The organism is Citrobacter sp. RHB20-C16, from assembly GCF_013890155.1.
Taxonomy (GTDB): domain Bacteria; phylum Pseudomonadota; class Gammaproteobacteria; order Enterobacterales; family Enterobacteriaceae; genus Citrobacter_A; species Citrobacter_A amalonaticus.
On record NZ_CP057630.1, the window covers coordinates 1734710 to 1757030 of the forward strand.

Here is a 22321-nt window from a genome sequence, read left to right on the forward strand (position 1 = left end):
CTTTGAGTGATGGGGATTTGAGCAAGATGCGATATCTTAAGCCCGATACGCAGGTGCTATCGGGCATTTTACACTGGCTGTGCCGCACCATCAGGAAGGAATAAAACGATATTCCGTCAGGCTGGCGTACTCCTCTCCGGGGCGCAGAACGCTGTCTGGCTGCGGCCATTCCGGATGGTTCGGGCTGTCTGGCAGGAATTCGCTCTCCAGCGCCAGGCCCTGATAATCATCGTAGGCGTTCGGTCCGCGTGAAGAGGTGCCACCGAGAAAATTACCGGAGTAAAACTGTAGCGCCGGGGCCGAGGTGTAGACCTCCATCTGCAACTTCCCGTCTTGCGAAGTGAGCAGGGCAACCGGTTTTTTACTGTCGCCTTTTGCCTGCAACAGGAAGGCGTGATCGTAGCCTTTCACTTTGCGCTGGTCGTCATCGGCAAGAAATTCGCTGGCGATCACCTTCGCGGTGCGGAAATCAAATGAGGTTCCGGCGACCGGTTTCAGGCCGTCCCGTGGGATCCCGCCTTCATCCACCGGCAGATATTCATCCGCCAGAAGTTGCAGCTTATGGTTGCGCACGTCGGTTTGATCGCCATCGAGGTTGAAGTAAACGTGGTTAGTCAGATTGACCGGACACGGCTTATCCACCGTCGCGCGATAGGTAATCGAGATGCGGTTATCATCGGTCAGACGATATTGCGCCGTGGCGCACAAATTGCCCGGAAAACCCTGATCGCCATCGTCGGAGGTGAGGGCGAACAGTACCTGACGTTCGTTCTGATTGACTATCTGCCAGCGGCGTTTATCAAATCCGTTTGGCCCGCCATGTAGCTGGTTGACGCCCTGGCTTGGCAGCAGACTGACCGTCTCACCGCTAAACGTGTAACGGCTGTCGGCAATCCGGTTGGCGTAACGGCCAATCGAGGCACCCAGAAACGCCGACTGATCCTGATAATGCTCCGGACTGGCGCAGCCCAGTAACGCTTCACGCACGCTGCCGTCGGAAAGGGGAATTCGGGCCGAGAGTAACGTAGCACCCCAGTCCATCAGCGTAACCACCATCCCTGCGTCATTGCGCAGGGTTAACAGGCGGTACGGCTGACCATCGGGTGCCAGTGCGGGTGTTTCATTCAGCACTGTCCTGCTCCTTGTGATGGTTTGCACACATAGAATGTTTCTTTGATACCGGTTTTAGCTTCGTACTGTGCAGCCACGGCTTGCTGGACGGCAGGGACCAGCGCTTCCGGGATCAGCGCCACAACACAACCGCCAAATCCACCGCCGGTCATGCGTACACCGCCTTTCTCCCCAATTGCGGCTTTGACAATGTCAACCAGCGTATCAATCTGCGGCACGGTGATTTCAAAATCATCACGCATCGAGGCGTGCGATTCCGCCATCAGTTGCCCCATGCGTTGCAGATCGCCTTTTTCCAGCGCGCTGGCGGCTTCAACAGTACGTGCATTCTCAGTTAACACGTGACGGACGCGTTTGGCAACCAGTGGGTCCAGTTCATTCGCCACGGCATTAAAGGTATCGAGACTGACATCACGCAATGCCGGTTGCTGGAAGAAACGCGCGCCTGTTTCGCACTGCTGACGGCGAGTGTTGTACTCGCTACCGACCAGCGTGCGCTTAAAATTGCTGTTGATGATGACGATCGCTACGCCTTCTGGCATTGAGACCGCTTTGGTGCCCAGCGTGCGGCAGTCGATCAGCAGGGCATGATCTTTCTTGCCCAGCGCGGAGATGAGCTGATCCATAATCCCACAGTTACAGCCGACAAACTGGTTTTCCGCTTCCTGACCGTTGAGCGCAATCTGCGCGCCGTCCAGTGGCAGATGGTAAAGCTGCTGGAACACGGTACCGACCGCCACTTCCAGCGAAGCAGAAGAACTTAAACCCGCGCCCTGTGGGACATTACCGCTGATCACCAGGTCTGCGCCACCAAAGCTGCTGTCGCGCTTGAGCAGGTGCTTCACCACGCCGCGTACGTAGTTTGCCCACTGCTGGCTGTCATGGGTGACGATAGGAGCATCAAGAGAAAACTCGTCAGTCTGATTATCGTAATCGGCCGCAATGACACGGATCTGGCGGTCGTTGCGGGCAGCGCAACTGATCACGGTTTGATAATCAATGGCGCAGGGCAGCACAAAACCGTCGTTATAATCGGTGTGTTCGCCGATGAGATTGACGCGGCCTGGCGCCTGAATAGTGTGGGTTGCAGGGTAGCCGAATTTTTCAGCAAACAGAGATTGTGTTTTCTCTTTCAGACTCATTTTTATACTCCGGATTCGCGAAAATGGATGTCGCTGACCGCGCGCAGACGCTCTGCCGCTTGTTCCGCTGTGAGATCGCGCTGGGTTTCGGCCAGCATTTCGTAACCGACCATAAATTTGCGGACGGTCGCGGAGCGTAGCAGCGGCGGATAAAAGTGTGCGTGTAGCTGCCAGTGTTCGTTCTCTGCGCCGTTAAACGGCGCGCCATGCCAGCCCATTGAATAGGGGAAAGAGCACTGGAACAGGTTGTCGTAACGACTGGTCAGTTTTTTCAACGCCAGCGCAAGATCTGCGCGCTGTTCGTCGGTCAAATCAGTAATGCGCAGCACGTGCGCTTTCGGCAGTAATAGCGTTTCGAACGGCCAGGCCGCCCAGTAAGGGACGACAGCCAGCCAGTGATCGGTTTCTACTACCGTACGGCTGCCGTCAGCCAGTTCACGCTGCACATAGTCAACCAGCATCGGCGACTCCTGCTCAGCAAAATAAGTTCTTTGCAGACGATCTTCGCGTTCAGCTTCGTTTGGCAGGAAACTGTTGGCCCAAATCTGGCCGTGGGGGTGGGGATTCGAGCAGCCCATCGCCGTGCCTTTGTTTTCAAAGACCTGTACCCAGGGATAACGTTTCCCAAGATCAGCGGTTTGCTCTTGCCAGGTTTTCACTATTTCGGTCAGGGCAGGAATGCTAAGCTCCGGCAGGGTTTTACTGTGATCCGGTGAAAAACAAATAACGCGACTGGTGCCGCGTGCGCTCTGGCAGCGTATCAGCGGGTCGTGACTGTCCGGCGCGTCAGGCGTATCCGTCATCAGCGCGGCAAAGTCGTTAGTGAACACAAACGTCCCACTGTAATCCGGATTTTTATCACCGGTGACGCGGGTATTGCCCGCGCACAGGAAACAGTCCGGATCGTGTGCTGGCAGTACGTCATTAGAGGGCGTTTCTTGCGCCCCTTGCCAGGGGCGCTTAGCACGATGCGGCGACACCAGAATCCACTGTCCGGTGAGCGGATTAAAACGACGATGCGGATGATCGACGGGGTTGAATTGACTCATGATATTTCTTAATCCTCGTATCCCTGCGGATGACGCGACTGCCAGTGCCAGGTGTCCTGCGCCATCTCATCAAGCGTGCGCGTGACACGCCAGTCCAGTTCGTGGTCGGCTTTGCTGGCATCTGCCCAGTAGGCTGGCAGGTCACCATCGCGACGCGGAGCAAAATGATAATTCACCGGTTTTCCGCAGGCTTTGCTGAAGGCATTGACCACGTCCAGCACGCTGCTGCCGACGCCTGCGCCGAGGTTGTAAATATGGACGCCCTGTTTGCCCGCCAGTTTTTCCATCGCGGCAACGTGACCATCAGCCAGATCCATCACGTGGATGTAATCGCGGACACCGGTACCGTCTTCGGTCGGATAATCGTTGCCAAAAATGGCGAGGGAGTCGCGACGGCCCACTGCAACCTGGGCGATGTAAGGCATCAGGTTATTCGGGATGCCCTGCGGGTCTTCGCCCATGTCCCCTGATGGATGCGCGCCGACCGGGTTGAAATAGCGCAGCAGCGCGATGCTCCATTCCGGCTGGGCTTTTTGCAGATCGGTGAGGATTTGCTCAACCATCAGCTTACTTTTGCCATAAGGGCTTTGCGGCGTGCCGGTCGGGAAGCTTTCAACGTAAGGGATTTTCGGCTGGTCGCCGTAGACGGTGGCGGATGAGCTGAAAATGAAGTTTTTGACGCCGGCGGCGCGCATGGCACTAATCAGTCGCAGCGTTCCGTTGACATTGTTGTCATAGTATTCCAGCGGCTTTGCAACGGATTCGCCGACGGCCTTCAGTCCGGCAAAATGGATGACGGTGTCAATGGCGTGATCGTGCAGGATCTCCGTCATCAGCGCTTCGTTACGGATATCGCCTTCAACAAACGTTGGATGTTTGCCGCTCAGACGTTCAATAACAGGCAGTACGCTACGCTTACTGTTGCAGAGGTTATCAAGGATGATGACGTCATGACCGTTTTTCAGCAATTGTACACAAGTATGACTTCCTATGTAACCGCTACCACCGGTGACCAGAACTCTCATAATTCGCTCCGTTAAGCTTATGGTATGGAATTACCATAGCATAACAAAGATGCGAAAAGTGTGACATGGAATAAAATAGTGGAATCGTTTACACTCACAATTTCTCACGTTGAGTCATCAATTAATCGATTATAAATCATTAACTTTAAGAATGATTGCGCCTTTTATCCGAAAAAAAAGGGCGCTTTCGCGCCCACGGATGAAAACTAACGCAGCCGCGTTTGCTGATAGGTATAGGTCTCGCCTTCTGGCACAAATTCCAGACGATGGGTAATGCAGGCAGGCGCATCTTCAGCGTGATGGGAGACAAACAGCAGTTGCGTGTCGCCCTCGCTAATCAACACATCGACAAAGCGACGAATAAGCAGGCGGTTCAGCGGATCCAGCCCCTGTAAGGGTTCGTCGAGGATCAGCAGGGTCGGATGCTTAACCAGCGCACGGGCGATCAGCGCCAGTCGCTGTTGTCCCCAGGAAAGACTGTGAAACGGCGCGTCAGCGGTACGTTTGTCGAGTCCCAGAATGTCCAGCCACTGCTGTGCGAGTTTTTGTTGACGATCCGACACGGCCTGATAAATCCCGATGGAATCGAAATAGCCCGACAGAATCACATTGCGCACCGTGGTGCTCACCCGGTAGTCGAGATGCAGACTGCTACTGACGTAGCCAATGTGCTTTTTGATATCCCAGATAGTTTCCCCACTGCCGCGACGACGACCAAACAGCGTCAGATCGTTGCTGTAACCCTGCGGATGGTCGCCGGTGATCAGGCTGAGCAGCGTCGATTTTCCTGCCCCGTTGGGGCCGACAATCTGCCAGTGTTCGCCGGGATCGACCTGCCAGCTCAGACGATCGAGAATAGGGCGATCGTTATACGACACGACGCCATCCCGGAGGATGATCCGCGGCGCATCGGTGGCCAGAGCAGGCTGGGCGGCGGGTTCGTCGGCTTCAGGTAATGCCACCCCTTCCAGTCGCTCGCTATGCGCAAGTTGAGCGATCAGCGCCTGCTGGAGTAAATCGGCTTTCGCGCCGGTTTCCGTTAAGGTGCAGTCGACCAGCACACCGGCATACTGAATAAATGCCGGGATTTCATCAAAGCGGTTCAACACCAGCACCAGCGTGATACCTGACTGATGGAGCGTTTCAAGCAGTCCTGCCAGTTGCTGGCGGGAGGCGACGTCGAGACCGTCAAACGGCTCGTCGAGAATCAACAGGTCCGGCTCAGCCATCAGCGCCTGGCAGAGCAACGTCTTACGCGTTTCGCCGGTAGAGAGATATTTAAAGCGGCGATCGAGCAGGTGAGTGATACCAAACTGCTGCGCCAGCGTCGCGCAGCGGGCCGGGTTGTTCACTTCGTCCTGAATGATTTCCGCCGTGGTGCGTCCGGTATCCTCTTCGCCAGGACTGAGCATATCGGTGTTATTACGCTGCCATTCATCGCTGACCAGTTTCTGCAGTTGCTCGAAGGAGAGGCGTGTTATCCGCGAGAATGCGCACAGGCGTTCACCTTTGAGCAGCGACAATTCGCCGGCCAGCGCGCGTGCCAGCGCTGATTTCCCGCTTCCGTTCGAACCGACAAACGCCCAACTCTCACCCGCGTTTAACGTCACGGAATCCAGGTGAAGCGTTTTTGTGTCGCTAAGACGAAACGTGCCTTGCGAAATTTGCAACGATGACATTTTGTATCCCATTTTATGCAGCAATGAATGACAGGGATACGTGTTCTGCGGAGGAATGTCAATGTGATTAGCACGACTGCGGATAAAAAACAGCGCTTAAATATCGATGTCGATATCTGCGCCGTGCGGCGGTTGCGGCAACAGAACTATCGCTGTTTTGTGAACAACTGCAAAAAAGGGTGACGCGTTATCCAGTATTTTTTCGCAGCCAGTTGAGATGTCATGGCGATGAATAATGGAGTGTTTTATGGATGTTTTTATCTCGAAAAAAATGCGTAATTTCATCCTGTTGGCGCAAACCAATAATATCGCCAGAGCGGCTGAGAAAATACACATGACGGCATCGCCATTTGGTAAAAGCATTTCTGCGCTGGAAGATCAAATTGGCTATACGCTGTTTACCCGTAAAGACAACAGCATAAGCCTGAACAAGGCCGGGCAGGAGTTGTACCAGAAACTTTTTCCGATTTATCAGTCCTTGTCGGCAATCGATAATGAAATTCATCACGCTGCACGTGGTTCGCGCAACATAGTCATTGGCGTCGACAACACCTACCCAACGATTATTTTCGACCAGTTGATTAGCCTGGGCGATAAGTATGACGGCGTGACCGTAAAGTCCGTTGAGTTCAGCGAGAATGAAGTCATTGATGACCTGTTTAGCCGCCAGCTCGATTTTATCATTTCGCCACAGTATGTTTCGGCTCGCGTGCAGGAGCTGGACAATCTGACCATCAGTGAGTTGAAGCCTTTGCGTCTGGGGTTTCTTGTTTCCCGTCGCTACGAGGATAAACAGCCGCAGACGCTTTTGCGTGAACTGCCCTGGCTGCAAATGCGCTTTCAGAATCGGGCCAATTTTGAAGCGATACTGGAAGCGCATATGCGGCCATGCGGTATTAACCCAACGATCATCTATCGTCCCTACAGCTTTATGGCGAAGATAAGCGCGGTAGAGCGCGGGCAGTTTCTGACCGTGATCCCCTGGTTTGCCTGGCGTCTGGTGAATCCGGCAACGTTGAAGTATTTCGATGCGCCCGGCGGTACGATGTATATGCAGGAGTACCTTTACTCCCTGAAAAACCACCGCTATACCGCCACGATGCTTCAGCATATTGCGGAAGATCGTGGCGCAGAGATGGCTTAGCCGAGCATCGAACCGCGTTCAATCAGATTGCGGTGCAGATCGAACGCGTGGTTGAGATCGTGATGAATGTGCCCGCCAGGCGCACTGGCGAGATAGCGATGTAGATAGTCCTGATAGAGAGGATGCGCACAGTTGTCGATGATCGTGTGCGCCCGTTGTAGCGGTGAGAGTCCCCGCAGATCGGCGATCCCCTGTTCGGTGATGATCACCTTCACGCTGTGCTCGCTGTGATCAACGTGACTGCACATGGGGACGATAGTGGAAATCTTGCCGCCTTTGGCGATGGATGGCGCCATAAAGATAGACAGGTAGGCGTTGCGCTCAAAATCACCGCTGCCGCCAATGCCGTTCATTAGATTCACGCCAGCCACGTGCGTTGAGTTGGCATGGCCGTAGATATCAAACTCCAGCCCGACATTAAGGGCTATTACGCCAAGACGGCGAATAATTTCCGGATTATTCGAGATCTCCTGTGGGCGAAGCACAATACGGCTGGCGAAGAAGTCCATATTGTCATAAATCTTTCGCAAGGAATCGGCGGATACCGTCAGACTGGAGGCGCTGGCTCCGGTGATTTTTCCCGTTTCCAGTAGATGCACGACAGACTCCTGTAACACCTCCGAATACATCATAAAAGACGGAATATCCGGATTTTCACCCAGTCGCGCCATCACGGCATTATTGATATTACCCACCCCGCTTTGTAGCGGCAGAAACTCCGCGGGGATCCGCCCACGCGCCATTTCTTCCAGCAGAAACGTTACGACGTTATCGGCGATTTGCTGGCAGACAGGATTGGCGTTATCCAGCACGTTTCCGCCGTCGGGGAGTTCTGTATCGACCACCGCAATAATCTTGATGGGATCAATCTGCACATACCGGGCGCCCACGCGATCCATTGCATGAAAAATGGGGACGCTGTTGCGACGCGGCGGTGCGCCGGGAATGACGATATCAGCCAGTTCAGCGACGCGTGGGTTATGGTAGTGATTCAGCTCAATGATGACTTTCTTCGCCCGCAGTAGCCAGGTGGGCGCATTGCCGATCCCGCTGGTGAGCCAGACTCGTCCGTCAGGCGCGATCGCCGAGGCTTCAATCACCGCGACGTCAATATCACCAAAGAAACCATAGTTTACCATCTGCGCCACTTCACTCAGATGCAGGTCTACAAATCGAACCTGACCCTGATTGATTTTTTGCCGAAGGCTGCCTGACGTCTGATAGGGCGCACGCCATGAAATGGCGTCAGCCTCAGACAGCGCATCATCGGCGGCAGCGCCAATAGACGCTCCCGTCAATAACCGAATCTGAAACGGTTGTTGCGCCTGATGCAGTTCGCTGGCGCGGCGGGCGATAGCCGCAGGGAGTGCTTTGGGCGAACCGGCGGGGGTAAAGCCGCTGAAAGCAACCATCGCATTGTGCTCAATGACCTGCGCGGCGTCGTCGGCGCTCATCCGTGTCCAGGGGTCTTTCATATCTTGTCCCTTCCTGGTATCAATGGCCCACAAAATTGGGTTTACGTTTATTCATAAACGCGTTCATCCCTTCCTGATAATCTTCGCTGTCGTAAACGGCGCGGCGCATCCCCTGAATACGTTCGAACTCATCGGAATTCATGGTGTGCGCTTCGCCAAGCACGCGTAGCTCTTCCTTGATCACGGCAATGGCCAGCGGCGCTTTTTCCGAGATATGGTGCGCCATCTGCAACGTGAAATCCTCCAGCTCTTCGGCGGCGACGACATGGTTGAGAATGCCGACCGCCATCGCGCGCTGTGCGGTGATAGGGGACGCGGTGAAGATCAGCTCTTTGACGATATGGAAACCCGCATCGCGGGTCAGGTTGTGGATCCCGACCAGATTGTATGGAACGCCAAGGTTGACCGGGGTCATGGAGAACGTGGAGGTACTGGCAGCGATGATCAGATCGGAGCTCATGATCATCTCAAACGCCCCTCCCCAGACGCTGCCTTCGACCATGGAGATCACCGGTTTGGGGTACTTCTGAATCATGCGGGTGATCTGGCGCAGCGGATCGTCATAAGAGAGCGGATCGCGACGTCCGGAGGGAAGTTCATGAATGTCATGACCGGCGGAGAAGACCTTCGCGCCGCTGGGCGCACGCAGGATAATACAGCGAATATCCGGGCGATTGAGATCGCTGAGCGCCAGCATGAGATCGTCAATAAAGACTTTGCTCAGGGCGTTCAGTTTGCGGGCATAGTTGAACTCAATGACCGCCACTTTACGGATGATAACAACATTAACGTATTGATAAGACATATTTTTCTCTTTATGCAAAGTAATGATTCTGAAGGTATTCGCTGATTCGCTGAAGGCCAGCGCGCGGCGAGAGACGGTTGTTTTTGACGGCCTGCTGCGTCAGGTGGTAGTAGCGGTCGAAGTCGTCACGGGAGAACAGCAATCGCAACGCCTCGGCTTCCGTCTGCTTTTTCAACCAGGCAATTTCCTGCAACTGGCGCACCTGTTGCAGCCGTCCGCTGGAGGTCATCTGTGTTCTGAAATCGCAGATGGTCTGCCAGACCTCGTCAATCCCGCGTTTTTCCAGCGCGCTACAGGTCAATACCTGCGGCTGCCACTCGGCATATTTATGCCGCACAATATGCAGTGCGCTTTCGTACATATGGCGGGCGATGGCGACACGGTTATGGTTTTCCCCGTCATCCTTGTTGATGACAATCACGTCCGCCATTTCCATGATCCCTTTTTTGATGCCCTGCAGGTCGTCGCCGCCGCCGGCTATCTGTAACGACACAAAGCAGTCCACGATCTGGGCAATTTCTGTTTCCGATTGTCCAACGCCGACGGTTTCGATAATCACAACGTCGAAGCCCGCCGCTTCGCACAACAGCCCCAGCTCTCGTGCATGCAGACAGGCTCCACCCAGATGCCCGCGGGAGGGGGCCGGACGGATGAAGGCGGCATCCGATCGCGCCAGTTCGGTCATCCGCGTTTTGTCGCCAAGGATGCTGCCACCGCTGATCGGACTGCTGGGGTCGACGGCAATCACCGCCACGCGCAGTCCGTCGCGGATCAGTCGCGTACCGAAAGCCTCCAGAAAGGTGCTTTTCCCGGCCCCCGGCGTACCCGTGATCCCCAGACGCAGCGCGTTGCCGGTGAAAGGCATTATGGCATCCAGCAGTTGTGCGCTCAGCGCCTGGTGACGAGGGTGCTGACTTTCAATCAGCGTCATGGCCTGGGCGAGCGTCGCCCGCTCGGCCTGGCGTAATCGCCGCACGGTGTCAGCCAGCGTGGATTCACTAATCATGATGCTGACTTATCCGTTTCAGTACGTCGCGTACGCTTTCCAGCATTGGAGTGCCGGGTCCATAAATGGCCGCCACGCCGCGCTCCTCCAGGAAGGCGTAATCCTGGGGAGGGATCACGCCGCCAGCGACCACGCAGATATCGTCGCGTCCCCATTTTTTCAACGCGTCGACCAGTTCCGGGATGAGCGTTTTATGACCGGCCGCGAGCGATGAGGCGCCGACGACGTGTACATCGTTTTCTACCGCCAGGCGGGCGATCTCTTCCGGAGTGGAGAACATCGGGCTGAGATCGACATCGAAGCCGAGATCGGAATAGGCGCTGGCGATCACTTTTGCGCCGCGATCGTGACCATCCTGACCCATTTTGGCGATCAAAATGCGCGGACGACGACCGCGGTCTGCCAGGAACTGCTCTGTTTGCGCAACAATGGCGTCAAACTCGCAGGCCGATTGGTTGGACTGATGGTAGCTCTGCGCAATCACCCCAGTGACGCACTGGCTTGGCACCAGATAACGGTCAAACGCCGACTCCAGCGCGTCGGAGATCTCACCCAGCGTGGCGCGGACGCGTGCGGCGTTCACGGCGGCGGCCAACAGGTTTTCATGATGCAATGCGGCGTGAGTCAACGACGCCAGCGCCGCGTGAACGGCGGCATCATCGCGGGTCGCGCGGATCCGCGTCAGAGAGGCGATCTGCTCGTTGCGCACCTTGACGTTGTCGATCTCCAGGACGGTCGTGTCGTCCTCTTTTTCCAGCTTGTATTTGTTGACGCCGACAATGACGCGTTTGCCCTGGTCGATCAGTGATTGCTCGCGGGCTGATGCTTCTTCAATCATCCGTTTCGGTAGCCCGGCTTCGATAGCCTTTGCCATCCCGCCCGCGTCGTCGATCTGCTGGATGATGGCCCGCGCCTGTTTAACAATGTGATCGGTCAACGACTCCACATAGTAAGAGCCAGCCAGCGGATCCACGGTGCGGCAGATTTCTGATTCCTCTTGCAGGATGATTTGCGTGTTACGCGCGATGCGGGCAGAAAAGTCGGTGGGTAGACCGAGTGCTTCGTCAAAGGCGTTGGTATGGAGTGACTGGGTGCCGCCAAGCGTGGCGCCGAGCGCTTCGATAGTGGTACGGATCACGTTGTTATAGGGATCCTGTTCGGTCAGGCTCCAGCCGGAAGTCTGGCAGTGGGTACGAAGGGCTAACGATTTCGGGTCTGCTGCGCCGAAGCCGCTCACCGCTTCGCTCCACAGATAACGCGCCGCGCGCAGCATGGCGACGTTCATGAACAGATCCATGCCGATGCCAAAGAAGAACGAAAGGCGGGGCGCAAAGTCATCAATGTTCAGCCCGGCTGAAAGGGCGGCTTTGATGTATTCAATACCATCCGCCAGGGTAAAAGCGACCTGTTGCACGCAGTTGGCGCCTGCTTCGCCCATATGGTAGCCGCTGATGCTGATGGTATTAAAGCGTGGCATGTTGCCCGAACACCAGGCGATGATGTCGGCGATAATGCGCATGGAGGGTTTCGGCGGGTAAATGTAAGTGTTACGGCACAGGTACTCTTTCAGAATATCGTTCTGAATGGTGCCGGTAAGCTGTTCCGGCGAAACGCCTTGCTCTTCCGCGGCCACGATATAAAAAGCCATTACTGGCAGCACCGCGCCGTTCATGGTCATTGATACCGACATCTTATCCAGCGGGATCTGGTCGAACAGTATCTTCATGTCTTCAACGGTATCGATAGCCACACCGGCCTTCCCGACATCGCCTGCGACGCGTGGATTATCGGAATCATAGCCGCGGTGGGTGGCGAGATCGAAGGCGACAGAAAGGCCTTTTTGCCCGGCGGCAAGGTTGCGACGATAGAAGGCGTTAGATTCTTTGGCGGTAGAGAAGCCAGCGTACTGACGAATGGTCCACGGTTGCGCGGTATACATGGTAGCGCGTGGGCCGCGAACGTAAGGCGGCAGGCCGGGAAGGGTGCCGGTAACCTCCAGTTTATCGAGGTCGGCTTCGGTGTACAGCGGCTTGATGGCAATGCCTTCCGCTGTCTGTGTGACCAGCGACTCGACGGTTTTATTCCGCCGGCTGAGCTCCTTGTTGGCGAGTGTCTGCCACTCTGATAAGTCTGACATATTTTGCTCCGTATTCCGCAATAAAAAGAGGGGATTGCGAGTACGATGAGCTTTTTACTGTCCTCTGTCGCCAGCAAAAAATAGCCAACGATACGTCGTTTTTTGCCGGGTGGAATTATTCATCCTGTAATGAATTTCAAAGAAAAATTTACGGCGGGTAACATCCCGCCGTAATCACCGTGGTGGCGATACTTAGCACAATGTTGCGATAATTACCCTGTCGGCATTGAAATACGCCGTCACGTTCGTGCCTTCCGTCAGCGTGGCGGCGGCGTCTAGCGGCACGGTGGCGCACAACGTCTGACCGTCCGGTAGCGCCATCAGTACTTCACACTGCTCTGTGCCGCGTTCAATATGATTGATAATGCCCTGGAGCTGGTTATCCGCCGCCTGGGCGATGGCGTCGTCCTGGGTAATCCCCACCCACGGCGCTTTCAGCAGCACGAGAACCTCTTTGCCTTCATCAAGCCCTAAACGCTCGCCGCTCTGGGCGGTAATGGCCACTTTCAGTCGCGTTTCGCCATCGGCTAACAGCACGTCGACATGCTGCTGCACCTGATTGCGATCGCGGGCGGTAATGGTGCCAAACCACTGGTTGCGCGCACTGGTCTGCAGAGAAAAACGCGAGATGGCCGCCAGCAGGCTGTTGAGCGGCAGCGCGTCATCGTCGCTTAAAACATCGAAGGCTTTTTGCTGAATCTGTGCCAGCAGATCGTAGAGCTGGATCAGACGCTGACCGTAGCGGGTTAACACCGCACCGCCGCCACCTTTACCGCCTGTCGCACGCTCGACCAGCGTTTGCTCGCTGAGAAGATTCATTTCATTAATGGCGTCCCAGGCGCTCTTATAGCTGATGCCTGCGTCTTTCGCGCCCTGACTAATGGAACCGGAAAGCGCAATGTGCTTGAGCAAAGAGATGCGTCGGGGATCGGCGAACAGTTTTTGCTGAAGTTTCAGGGTAAGAAGGATTTCGGCTTGCATAACAAGATCCTGGCAAAAAGGGTATTGTGACGGAAAACTGCAGAGACGCAAAGCCGACCGCACAAAAGGGGAGTGCTTTTCTCAGTGATGCGGTTAGAATACTACAAGGACTATATCAGGAGTTGACCATGTTAGAGTTATTGAAAAGTCTGGTATTCGCCGTAATCATGGTACCTGTGGTGATGGCCATCATCCTGGGTCTGATTTACGGTCTCGGTGAAGTGTTCAACATTTTCTCCGGTATCGGTCAGAAAAACCAGTCCAGACAGAATCATTGATTTCCCAAACGCCCGCTCAGTCGGGCGTTTTTGTTTTCTCATCTTTCAAACCGTATCTTTGTTGGTCGCGCCTCAATGCAGTGCGCACCCCATTGGGATTGTTTCTCAAGTTCTCCTTATTCCTGCCGATATTTTCTTTGCGTAACCTCTTAGTGGTATCAATAACTTCTGGGAAAATCGTTGCTTTATCGTTATATTCATAAATACATAACGATATGCAAAGGAGTTACAAATGGCTCGTACCTGGTTACGCCTGTTTGCTGGGGCAACCTTATCATTGTCGGTTGCTGGACAAACGCTGGCGGATGAAGGGAAAATCACCGTGTTTGCCGCAGCGTCATTGACTAATGCGATGCAGGATATCGCGGCAGAGTATAAAAAAGAGAAGAATGTCGACGTGGTCTCCTCTTTTGCGTCGTCTTCCACGCTGGCTCGCCAGATAGAAGCCGGTGCGCCAGCAGATCTGTTCATTTCTGCCGATCAGAAATGGATGGATTACGCGGTAGATAAGAAAGCGATTGATACCGCAACGCGTCAGACGCTGCTGGGCAACAGCCTTGTGGTGGTGGCGCCAAAAGCCAGTGAGCAGAAAGCGTTTACGATTGACAATAATACCCACTGGACGACGCTGCTGAACGGTGGACGTCTGGCGGTAGGCGACCCGGAACACGTTCCGGCAGGGATTTACGCGAAAGAGGCGCTGCAGAAACTGGGGGCCTGGGAGACGCTGTCACCGAAACTGGCTCCGGCGGAAGATGTGCGCGGCGCGCTGGCGCTGGTCGAGCGTAACGAAGCACCGTTGGGCATTGTTTACGGCTCTGATGCGGTTGCCAGTAAAGGCGTTAACGTCGTGGCCACCTTCCCGGAAGATTCGCACAAAAAAGTGGAGTACCCCATCGCGATTGTTGATGGACATAAAAACGCCACGGTCAGCGCGTTCTATGATTACCTGAAAGGACCGCAGGCTGCTGAAATCTTTAAACGTTACGGATTTACGACCAAGTAATGATATTGACCGATCCTGAATGGCAGGCCGTGCTTCTGAGCCTGAAAGTGTCTTCCCTGGCCGTGTTGTTTAGTTTGCCGTTTGGGATCTTCTTTGCCTGGCTGCTGGTGCGCTGCACTTTCCCAGGCAAAGCCCTGCTGGACAGCGTACTGCATCTGCCGCTGGTATTACCGCCGGTGGTGGTCGGTTATTTGCTGCTGGTTTCGATGGGACGGCGCGGATTTATCGGCCAGTGGCTATACGACTGGTTCGGCATAACCTTTGCCTTCAGCTGGCGCGGCGCGGTACTGGCGGCGGCAGTGATGTCTTTTCCGCTGATGGTGCGGGCTATCCGACTTGCGCTGGAAGGGGTGGATCTTAAGCTTGAGCAGGCCGCCCGGACGCTAGGGGCGGGACGCTGGCGCGTCTTCTTCACCATTACCCTTCCGCTGACGCTGCCTGGCATTATCGTCGGGACGGTACTGGCATTTGCCCGTTCGCTCGGCGAGTTTGGCGCGACGATTACCTTCGTTTCCAATATTCCCGGCGAAACCCGCACCATTCCTTCGGCGATGTATACCCTGATTCAGACGCCGGGCGGTGAAAGCGCTGCGGCAAGGCTGTGTCTTATTTCCATCGTACTGGCGCTGATTTCGCTGTTAATTTCTGAATGGCTGGCGCGACTCAGCCGTGAGCGGACGGGGCGATAATTATGCTGGAACTCAATTTCTCTCAGACGCTGGGGACCCACTGCGTCTCGCTCAACGAAACGCTGCCCGCCAGCGGTATCACCGCGATATTTGGCGTCTCTGGTTCTGGAAAAACCTCGCTGATCAATGCCATCAGTGGCCTGACGCGACCGCAGAAAGGGCGCATTGTACTCAACGGACGGGTGCTGAATGACACGGAAAACCACATTTGTCTGACCCCGGAAAAACGCCGGATAGGCTACGTTTTTCAGGATGCGCGCCTGTTTCCCCATTATAAAGTGCGCGGCAACCTGCGTTACGGCATGGCGAAAAGTATGGCCGGCCAGTTCGATAAGCTGGTGGCGCTATTGGGTATTGAGCCTCTGCTCGACAGACTGCCGGGCGGCCTCTCCGGCGGTGAAAAACAACGTGTGGCGATTGGCCGGGCGCTGTTGACCGCGCCGGAACTGCTACTCCTGGATGAACCGCTCGCCTCGCTGGATATTCCGCGTAAGCGTGAACTGTTGCCCTATCTGCAACGGCTGGCGCGGGAGATCAATATTCCCATGCTCTATGTCAGTCACTCGCTCGATGAAATTCTCCATCTGGCCGATAACGTAATGGTGCTGGAAGACGGTCAGGTGAAGGCGTTTGGCGCGCTGGAAGAGGTCTGGGGGAGCAGCGTGATGCATCCATGGCTGCCGAAAGAACAGCAGAGCAGCATCCTGAAAGTGAGCGTACTGGAGCATCATCCGCATTACGCGATGACGGCGCTGGCGCTGGGTGATCAGCATCTATGGGTCAATAAGCTCAATGAGCCGCTGCAGGCCTCGCTGCGCATTCGCATTCAGGCGTCGGATGTCTCGCTGGTGCTACAGCCGCCGCAGCAGACCAGCATTCGTAATATCCTGCGCGCGAAGGTGATCCACTGCTACGACGATAACGGGCAAGTGGAAGTACAGCTTGAGGTGGGAGGTAAAACGCTGTGGGCGCGCATTAGCCCATGGGCCAGGGATGAACTGGGGATCAAAGCTGGCCTCTGGCTGTATGCGCAGATTAAGAGTGTATCGATAACCGCCTGATTACAGCAGTTGGCTATAGATGAACTTCGCGATGCTGTCGGTGGTGTTATCGCCGATGACGACGTTGGCGCGCGCTTTGATTGCGTCGTCAGCATTGCCCATCGCCACGCCGGTACCAGCCGCTTCCAGCATACTGATGTCGTTGTAGTTATCCCCGAAGGCAATTACGTTTTCCATCGACCCGCCCTGAGATTCAACCCACTGGGTCAGGCGTTTGCCTTTGCTGTTACCCTGACGAGCGATATCGACCTGATCGTGCCAGGACCATTCGCACTCAAGGCCCAACAGCTCTTCGACATGCTTGCCAAATTGCTGCAGCTTAGGGATATCGTCGTCTGTCAGAGCGAACTTCCACACCGCGTTGACATCGTGCGCCGCCTGCGCCAGTGAAGGCACCTGGGTGAAGATCGGGCGCTGTTCGGGTGGCAACGTCTGCGCCCAGTTTGAGGTGCGAATGACATGGCCGGTCGGGTGCTCATACAGCATGGCGTCATCGACATACATCAGGCCGTGAATCTGATGCGCTTCCAGCAGCGTAATAAGCTGTAGCGCCTGGTTAACCGGCAAGGGATCGGCTGCGAGAACATTTTTTGCGTGATAATCATACAAATAGGTGCCATTACAGCAAATTGCAGGTGTATCCAGTGCCAGTGCCTGATAAAAAGGATGAATTGCGACGTGATGACGCCCGGTGACGATGATAAGTTGGTAGCCTGCCTCCCTGGCGCGCGACAGTGCTTCGACAGACGAGGGGAGCAGGGTTTTTTGCGGGGTTAGCAAGGTTCCATCTAAATCAAGGGCAATCACGCGAGCGGTCATATCGTCATCCCGATTAACATTGAAGTTTTGTCTGCCTGAATGGTACACCGGGACGGGGAGCAGGCAAAATTTTGTGCGTATATTCAGCATTCACCGTTAAAAGCGACTACGTTAAGCTGTATTCCATTTTTGCAGCCAGTTGCCTAAAGCAGAGGAGCATTCATGAAGCAAACCGTTTATACCGCCAGCCCTGAAAGCCAACAGATCCATGTCTGGAGCCTGAATCATGATGGCGCATTGAAGCTGGTACAGGTGGTTGATGTGCCCGGGCAGGTTCAGCCGATGGTAGTCAGCCCGGATAAACGTTATCTCTACGTGGGCGTGCGTCCTGAATTCCGCGTACTGGCTTACCGGATTGCGCCGGATGATGGTGCGCTGACGTTTGCCGCAGAATCCGCGCTGCCGGGTAGCCCGACACACATTTCAACCGATCATCATGGCCGTTTTGTTTTTGTTGGCTCCTATAACGCGGGTAACGTCAGCGTCACCCGTCTGGAAGACGGCCTGCCGGTTGGGGTGGTGGATGTGGTGGAGGGAATGGATGGCTGTCACTCCGCCAATATCTCCCCGGACAACCGCACCCTGTGGGTGCCTGCGCTGAAGCAGGATCGTATCTGCCTGTTTACCCTCAGCGATGACGGTAAGCTGGTGGCACAAGAGCCTGCGGAAGTGACCACCGTTGAAGGGGCCGGTCCGCGCCATATGGCGTTCCACCCGAATCAGCAATATGCCTACTGCGTCAACGAGCTCAACAGCTCTGTGGACGTCTGGGAACTGAAAGATCCGCACGGTGATATCGAATGCGTGCAAACGCTGGACATGATGCCGGCTGATTTCTCCGACACCCGCTGGGCGGCGGACATTCACATTACGCCGGATGGTCGTCATCTGTATGCCTGTGACCGTACCGCCAGCCTGATTACCGTGTTCAGCGTTTCAGAAGATGGCAGCGTGTTGACCAAAGAAGGCTTCCAGCCAACCGAAACACAGCCGCGTGGTTTCAACGTTGACCATAGCGGGAAATACCTGATTGCTGCCGGACAGAAGTCACACCATATCGCGGTGTACGAGATTGCCGGTGAGCAGGGGCTGTTAACGGAGAAGGGACGTTATGCGGTAGGCCAGGGCCCGATGTGGGTGGTGGTTAACGCGTATTAATAGGGGCGCTTATTAGCCAACCGATAAATAAAAACCGGCATCCTGTGATGCCGGTTTTTTTATGCTTACTGCTTCGGCGCAGCCACGACTTTGCTGCCCACACCGCGGTTATTGTATTCCCACATGCGGTTAAAGTTGGTGTCGTTCAGGTTACGCTGGGTTTCGCCTTTATCATCCTTCGCCCCGGTATTGCCCGCGAATGGACGTTTAGAGATCACGGCGTCAGCCCACGGCTGTGCCATGTTAAAGCCCTCGTTAATCACGCTATCACGGATCACGACCTGACCGTTGGTGTTGCCGTCGACATCCAGTGCGCGACCCAACTGCGCCACGCCGTCACCGGCGGCGGTAAAGCGGCTGTTGGTGGCGAGGAAACCGTAATAAATGTTCGCAAGCGTTGCAGGCGCGAAGACGTACGCTTCCTGTTGAGTACGCGAGTTCACTACGCGGAAGTCGGTGTTATCGAACACCACCGCGCCGCGACCGGAAACGATATCCACATCACCTTCGATATAGCTGTTGGTCACCAGGGTACGCGGCTGGCGATTATTTTCCAGACGGTTCTGCACGCCGCTGTTGGTCACAAAGAAGGTGTTCTGGCGGCCCAGAATGTTCACATTATTGATTTGAACTTTGTCACCGTCGGTGCGCAGCGCAACGGCCGGGTGGTTACCCGCATCCACGCTATCGCCAAGATTGTTTTCAACGGTCAGATTCTGCAACTGCAGGCCATTATTCTGTGACCACAATACCGCTGAACACATCACGCCGATAGTCGCGCCGCGTTTGCTCTGGCAGTTGTCAAACATGTACCAGGCCGGTTTACCAGGCATATATTTCCCGCCCGGATTCACCGTATGACGCCAGTCAGCGGTGCTCATTTCACCGTCAATTGCTGCGCCAATCTTCACGTCCAGCGGTTTCTCACCCGTTCCGTACAGCGTCAGGCTGCCTGGCGCCGCAGGGATATAAACAGTCCCCTGATACTCACCTGGCATAATCGCAATGTACTGACGTTTGTTGGTGCGCGTAGTGATCGCCGCATCCACCGCCGCCTGAATGGTGGTGTGGGTAACGCCTTGCGTACCGGCCGGGCCGACCACAAAGTCAGGCTGCGCAGGCAGAGAAATTGAAGATGGCGTCCACGGCGCGGTGTTCGGCGTCAGGGAAGAAAAATAGTTTTTAGCGACAAAATTCTGCGCTTCATTCGCCGATAAAATCGGGCGCGAAGAGGTTCCTGGCGCGGTTTGATCGGAAGGAATTTGATCCGGCGGGGTAGAGCTACAGGCGGTCAGCGTCACGCCAAAAGCCAGTGCCAGCGCCAGACGGGAAACTGATGATGTGTTCACGAGTTGCTCCGGGCTATAAAAGTATCCATTGAAGCCTGCTTTTTTATACTAAGTTGAGCAAAACAGAAAGGTGAAAAGCTAAAAAGTTGTTTTTAAACCCCTCCTCGCGGATTCGGGTACCGTCAAAGTCACAATTAAATAACATATTTACCTGGGATGATTGACTTCCCGCGTGCGATCTCAAATAAATGTCTATACAACCTAAGACAAGCTGGAGAAAGCATGGAACCCCTGTTACCTGATGATACGCTCTGGCGAAACCTGCGCCTGGCGACGCTCGATCCGGCGCAGACGGCACCGTATGGCATGCTGGACCATCATGCGCTGATTATCCGTAAGGGAAGGGTGCTGGCGATTGTGCCAGAGGCTTCACTCCCGACTGCGCATGCCAATACGCATGACCTGCAAGGACGTCTGGTGACGCCTGGGTTGATTGATTGTCACACTCATCTGGTGTTTGGCGGCAATCGCGCCAGCGAGTGGGAGCAACGGTTGAACGGCGTTTCTTATCAGCAGATTAGTGCGCAGGGCGGCGGGATTAACGCCACCGTGACGGCGACGCGTGCCGCGACGGAGGAGGCGCTTTTAGCCTCTGCTCAGGCGCGGATCGCGCGTCTGATGCGCGAGGGCGTGACGCTACTGGAAGTGAAATCCGGCTATGGCCTGAATGCGACAGCCGAAGAAAAGATGCTGCGCGTCGCGGCCCGCCTGGCCGAAGAGAATCTTATCGAAATCAGCCCCACGCTGCTGGCGGCCCATGCCGTGCCGGTTGAGTATCGTGACAATCCTGACGGCTATATCACCCACGTCTGCGAAACGATACTGCCGCAGCTATGGGAAAAGGGGCTGTTTGAAGCGGTCGATCTGTTCTGTGAGAGCGTGGGCTTTACCCTGGCGCAAAGCGAGCGGGTATTGCGCGCGGCGCAGGCGGCGGGCATTCCGGTCAAAGGGCATGTCGAGCAGTTGTCTCTGCTGGGTGGAGCGCAACTGGTCAGTCGCTATCATGGGCTTTCTGCGGATCACATTGAATATCTTGATGAAGCGGGCGTGGCCGCGATGCGTCACAGCGGCACCGTTGGCGTACTGCTGCCGGGGGCGTTCTATTTCCTTAAAGAGACGCAGCATCCGCCCGTTGAGTTACTGCGCCGTTACCAGGTACCGATGGCGGTGGCGACCGATTTCAACCCCGGCACCAGTCCCTTTATCAGCTTGCATCTGGCAATGAACATGGCCTGCGTTCAGTTCGGACTGACGCCGGAAGAGGCATGGGCGGGCGTCACCCGTCATGCCGCTCAGGCGCTGGGCCGCCAGGCGACGCACGGACAGCTAAAGGCGGGTTACGTTGCCGATTTTAACGTCTGGGATGCGCAAAACCCGGTGGAGATCCTCTATGAGCCTGGGCGCAACCCGCTGTATCTACGCATATTTCGAGGACAAATCACATGACACAATGGGAAGCGGCTGCCCCTGACCTGTGGCGGGGGCGAGATGACAGCGGCGAAGCCGCGAACGCGCTGCGCCTGTTTCAGACGATCGATCGCAGCCTGACGTTTTCGCCAGAGCGATACCGCGACAGGATAGCGCTGCTCGGCTTTGCCTGCGATGAGGGGGTCAAGCGTAATCATGGGCGTCCTGGTGCCGCCGGTGCGCCGGACGCGCTGCGTTCAGCGCTGGCTAACCTGGCGAGTCACGCGGGACACGAGCGACTGGTGGATATGGGGAATCTGCTGGCCCCGACAGCGGATCTGGAAGGGGCGCAGCAAGCACTACGTGATGCGGTCTGTCAATGTCAGCAGGCGGGGATGCGCACCTTCGTTCTTGGCGGCGGGCACGAAACGGCATTCGGTCATGGGGCGGGCGTTTTCGATGCATTCCCTGGCGAGCGGGTAGGGATCATTAATCTCGACGCGCATCTGGATCTGCGTAACGCCGGGCGGGCAACCTCAGGCACGCCGTTTCGTCAACTGGCGCAGCTTTGCGACCAGCAGCAGCGTGAGTTCCGCTATGCGTGCATCGGCGTTAGCCGGGCGGCAAACACCCAGGCGCTGTGGGATGAGGCGCACAAGCGCAACGTGCTGGTGGTGGAAGATTTGCAGAGTAATGACGCCCACGCTCAACTGGCGGCGTTTATCAGCGAGGTGGATAAACTCTATCTGACTGTCGATCTCGACGTCCTGCCCGTTGGAGAGATGCCAGCCGTATCGGCGCCTGCGGCGCTGGGCGTACCGTTGGCGACCCTGCTGAAATTGATTGAACCTGTTTGCCGCAGCGGTAAGCTCCAGGCGGTGGATGTGGTTGAATTTAATCCGCGCTTTGATAATGATGGCAGGTCGGCACGCGTGGCGGCGCGGCTTGGCTGGCAAATCGCCCACTGGTGGCAGTAATCG

The 22321-nt window shown here is 55.7% G+C and carries 20 protein-coding genes; 8 read left to right on the forward strand and 12 right to left on the reverse strand.

Annotated elements, in window-relative coordinates:
* Nucleotides 1-90: 90 nt before the first annotated feature.
* From galM to modF, 5 genes are all read right to left on the reverse strand, one after another.
* Nucleotides 91-1131, reverse strand: a complete 1041-nt coding sequence (galM, locus tag HVX64_RS08330) for a galactose-1-epimerase (protein ID WP_044256517.1) — start codon at nt 1129-1131, stop codon at nt 91-93.
* Entirely contained in the window at nt 1125-2273 is a 1149-nt protein-coding gene (gene galK, locus HVX64_RS08335; protein WP_043001330.1) for a galactokinase, read from the reverse strand. Before galK ends, galM begins: the two co-directional genes overlap by 7 nt.
* A 2-nt stretch (nt 2274-2275) precedes the next feature.
* Nucleotides 2276-3322: a galactose-1-phosphate uridylyltransferase gene (gene galT, locus HVX64_RS08340; RefSeq protein WP_044256515.1), complete on the reverse strand. Its 1047-nt coding sequence runs from the start codon at nt 3320-3322 to the stop codon at nt 2276-2278.
* A gap of 8 nt (nt 3323-3330) precedes the next feature.
* Nucleotides 3331-4347 carry a UDP-glucose 4-epimerase GalE gene (galE, locus tag HVX64_RS08345; RefSeq protein ID WP_044256513.1) on the reverse strand — a complete coding sequence of 339 codons (1017 nt, stop codon included), beginning with the start codon at nt 4345-4347 and terminating at the stop codon, nt 3331-3333.
* A gap of 206 nt (nt 4348-4553) precedes the next feature.
* Nucleotides 4554-6026 carry a molybdate ABC transporter ATP-binding protein ModF gene (gene modF / locus HVX64_RS08350; RefSeq protein ID WP_044256511.1) on the reverse strand — a complete coding sequence of 491 codons (1473 nt, stop codon included), beginning with the start codon at nt 6024-6026 and terminating at the stop codon, nt 4554-4556.
* 247 nt (nt 6027-6273) lie between these two features.
* Here modF and HVX64_RS08355 point away from each other — a divergent pair, with 247 nt between their 5' ends.
* Nucleotides 6274-7170 carry a LysR family transcriptional regulator gene (locus HVX64_RS08355; RefSeq protein WP_044256509.1) on the forward strand — a complete coding sequence of 299 codons (897 nt, stop codon included), beginning with the start codon at nt 6274-6276 and terminating at the stop codon, nt 7168-7170.
* Here HVX64_RS08355 and HVX64_RS08360 read toward each other — a convergent pair.
* From HVX64_RS08360 to modE, 5 genes are all read right to left on the reverse strand, one after another.
* Nucleotides 7167-8645, reverse strand: coding sequence for an acetyl-CoA hydrolase/transferase family protein (locus HVX64_RS08360; protein ID WP_044256507.1), 1479 nt, complete (start codon nt 8643-8645; stop codon nt 7167-7169). The genes HVX64_RS08355 and HVX64_RS08360 overlap by 4 nt on opposite strands.
* 19 nt (nt 8646-8664) lie before the next feature.
* A complete protein-coding gene (gene scpB, locus HVX64_RS08365; RefSeq protein WP_044256718.1) occupies nt 8665-9450 on the reverse strand; it encodes a methylmalonyl-CoA decarboxylase in 786 nt (261 codons plus the stop codon).
* A gap of 10 nt (nt 9451-9460) precedes the next feature.
* Nucleotides 9461-10456 (reverse strand): methylmalonyl Co-A mutase-associated GTPase MeaB, encoded by a 996-nt coding sequence (gene meaB / locus HVX64_RS08370; RefSeq protein WP_044256505.1) that lies wholly within the window; start codon nt 10454-10456, stop codon nt 9461-9463.
* The gene (gene scpA / locus HVX64_RS08375) at nt 10449-12593 is read right to left on the reverse strand and encodes a methylmalonyl-CoA mutase (protein ID WP_044256503.1); all 2145 of its coding nucleotides are present in this window, start codon (nt 12591-12593) and stop codon (nt 10449-10451) included. The genes meaB and scpA overlap by 8 nt, the downstream gene beginning before the upstream one ends.
* A 192-nt stretch (nt 12594-12785) precedes the next feature.
* On the reverse strand, nt 12786-13574 hold the full coding sequence (modE, locus tag HVX64_RS08380) for a molybdenum-dependent transcriptional regulator (protein WP_044256486.1): 789 nt from the start codon (nt 13572-13574) through the stop codon (nt 12786-12788).
* A 128-nt stretch (nt 13575-13702) separates the two neighbouring features.
* Between modE and HVX64_RS08385 the strand changes: the two genes are divergently transcribed.
* The 4 genes from HVX64_RS08385 (at nt 13703) to modC (ending at nt 16608) form a co-directional block, all read left to right on the forward strand.
* A complete protein-coding gene (locus HVX64_RS08385; RefSeq protein WP_043001322.1) occupies nt 13703-13852 on the forward strand; it encodes an AcrZ family multidrug efflux pump-associated protein in 150 nt (49 codons plus the stop codon).
* 232 nt (nt 13853-14084) lie between these two features.
* Nucleotides 14085-14858 (forward strand): molybdate ABC transporter substrate-binding protein, encoded by a 774-nt coding sequence (gene modA, locus HVX64_RS08390; protein WP_044256484.1) that lies wholly within the window; start codon nt 14085-14087, stop codon nt 14856-14858.
* Nucleotides 14858-15547: a molybdate ABC transporter permease subunit gene (modB, locus tag HVX64_RS08395; protein WP_043001320.1), complete on the forward strand. Its 690-nt coding sequence runs from the start codon at nt 14858-14860 to the stop codon at nt 15545-15547. The genes modA and modB overlap by 1 nt, the downstream gene beginning before the upstream one ends.
* A gap of 2 nt (nt 15548-15549) precedes the next feature.
* A complete protein-coding gene (modC, locus tag HVX64_RS08400; RefSeq protein ID WP_043001319.1) occupies nt 15550-16608 on the forward strand; it encodes a molybdenum ABC transporter ATP-binding protein ModC in 1059 nt (352 codons plus the stop codon).
* Here the strand turns inward: modC and HVX64_RS08405 are convergent, their stop codons facing one another.
* Nucleotides 16609-17427 carry a pyridoxal phosphatase gene (locus HVX64_RS08405; RefSeq protein WP_043001318.1) on the reverse strand — a complete coding sequence of 273 codons (819 nt, stop codon included), beginning with the start codon at nt 17425-17427 and terminating at the stop codon, nt 16609-16611.
* A 162-nt stretch (nt 17428-17589) separates the two neighbouring features.
* Here HVX64_RS08405 and pgl point away from each other — a divergent pair, with 162 nt between their 5' ends.
* Nucleotides 17590-18585 (forward strand): 6-phosphogluconolactonase, encoded by a 996-nt coding sequence (pgl, locus tag HVX64_RS08410; protein ID WP_044256478.1) that lies wholly within the window; start codon nt 17590-17592, stop codon nt 18583-18585.
* A 65-nt stretch (nt 18586-18650) separates the two neighbouring features.
* Here pgl and HVX64_RS08415 read toward each other — a convergent pair whose 3' ends face one another.
* Nucleotides 18651-19934 carry a putative acyl-CoA thioester hydrolase gene (locus tag HVX64_RS08415; protein WP_043001316.1) on the reverse strand — a complete coding sequence of 428 codons (1284 nt, stop codon included), beginning with the start codon at nt 19932-19934 and terminating at the stop codon, nt 18651-18653.
* A gap of 222 nt (nt 19935-20156) precedes the next feature.
* On the opposite strand from HVX64_RS08415, the gene hutI reads away from it, so the two are divergent.
* Nucleotides 20157-21380: an imidazolonepropionase gene (gene hutI / locus HVX64_RS08420; RefSeq protein WP_043001315.1), complete on the forward strand. Its 1224-nt coding sequence runs from the start codon at nt 20157-20159 to the stop codon at nt 21378-21380.
* Nucleotides 21377-22318: a formimidoylglutamase gene (gene hutG, locus HVX64_RS08425; RefSeq protein ID WP_044256475.1), complete on the forward strand. Its 942-nt coding sequence runs from the start codon at nt 21377-21379 to the stop codon at nt 22316-22318. The genes hutI and hutG overlap by 4 nt, the downstream gene beginning before the upstream one ends.
* Nucleotides 22319-22321: the final 3 nt, after the last annotated feature.